This window comes from Kitasatospora sp. NPDC001225, assembly GCF_053597855.1.
The window spans coordinates 1-1,301 of the sequence record NZ_JBSFJC010000464.1 but is presented as its reverse complement, the minus strand read 5'-3'; the positions used below and the strand labels follow the sequence as shown (position 1 = coordinate 1,301).

The window sequence follows — 1,301 nt, the reverse complement described above, 5'->3', positions numbered from 1 at the left end:
ATGTTGACGAGGTCGAAGATCCCGGTCACCGCCCGCCACAGCGAGTTCACGAAGGCGAGGAAGCTGCCGAACGACATCCGCCCGGCGAAGACGAAGAAGGCTCCGGTGATCATCGAGGCGGTGTCCGACAGGTTCATCACCAGGTCGCTGAGGGTTCGCTGCCGCTGTGACAGCCGGAAGTTGACGAAGGTGAGGTCGAGGAACCCGCGCAACGCGTCCCGGTTCACCGCGCGGGTGCCCGGCAGCAGCGACGGCAGTCCGCGCAGGGCGGGGAAGGACTCCAGCGTGCGGGTCAGCGTGTTGATGTACCGCGCCTCCGCCTCGCGTTCGGGCCCGGTGTTCTGCTCGATCCGCCTGCCGAGCCGGTTGCTCACGAGCACCAACAGCGGCACGATCACCAGCAGGATGAGGCTGGCCTGCCAGGACAGGTAGAACAGCACACCGAGGAAGGCGACCGACGCGACCGCCTGGCGCGCGATGCGGAGGGAGACGTCGATGGCCGGCAGGACGCCCTGGGCGACGTCGTTGTGGATGCGGCTGACGTACGAGGCGTTTCCCGCCTTCGCCACCTCTCGGCCGTCCAGGCCGAGCGTGCGGCTCAGCAACTCCGTCTCCAGCACCAGCGTGAACGCGTTCTCGAGGCGCTTGCGCCAACAGGCGACGCAGTAGTCCGTGATGGTGAGGGTCAGTCCGAACAGGAGGTACCCGAGGCCGAGGACGAGGAACCTGCGGAAGTCGGCGGTCAGGATCGCCTGGTCGAACAGGGCCTTGAGCAGCAGGGGGTGCAGCAGGGCCTCGAGCCCGCCCGTGGTGGCCTCGGCGACGAGGACCACCACGAACGGGGCCCGGTGGCCCCGCAAGGTACGCCACAACCGGTTGTTCACCGCGCCGCCTCGTCCAGCAGGAAGTCGGCGGTGCCTCCGGTGTTCACCCGGTGGAGCACCCGCAGCAGGCCCGCCGACCCGGTCAGGTAGTCGCAGGAGCAGCGCAGCAGCCCCTCACCGGGAAGGCCCAGCGGGGTCCGGCCGTCCTGGCGCGGCAGTCCGAAGCGCTCGGCGGGCTCGAACAGGAACACCTTCCGGACGAAGTCGAGCTGCGTCAGCGCCTTGTCGCGGTAGGAGCGGTCGCCGGTGAACTCGGCCGCGTCGAGCAGCGCGTCGGCGATCCCGCTCATGCCGAAGGCGTACCCGGGCAGCACCGAGTAGCGGACGTCCAGCCCGCGCAGGACGGCGCGTGCCGCGTCCAGGTCGCCGTAGCGCAGCAGCACCTGCGCCACGCCCGCGGACCCGACCTCGATGTAC

The 1,301-nt window shown here is 69.7% G+C and carries 1 protein-coding gene and 1 pseudogene; both read right to left on the bottom strand.

Annotated elements, in window-relative coordinates:
• Positions 1–884: ABC transporter transmembrane domain-containing protein (locus ACWDCZ_RS41485; protein WP_449818745.1), on the bottom strand; the 884-nt coding region annotated here is incomplete at its 3' end.
• A pseudogene (locus ACWDCZ_RS41480) lies at positions 881–1,301 on the bottom strand (hypothetical protein); the annotation flags it as partial. The gene ACWDCZ_RS41485 and the pseudogene ACWDCZ_RS41480, both read right to left, overlap by 4 nt.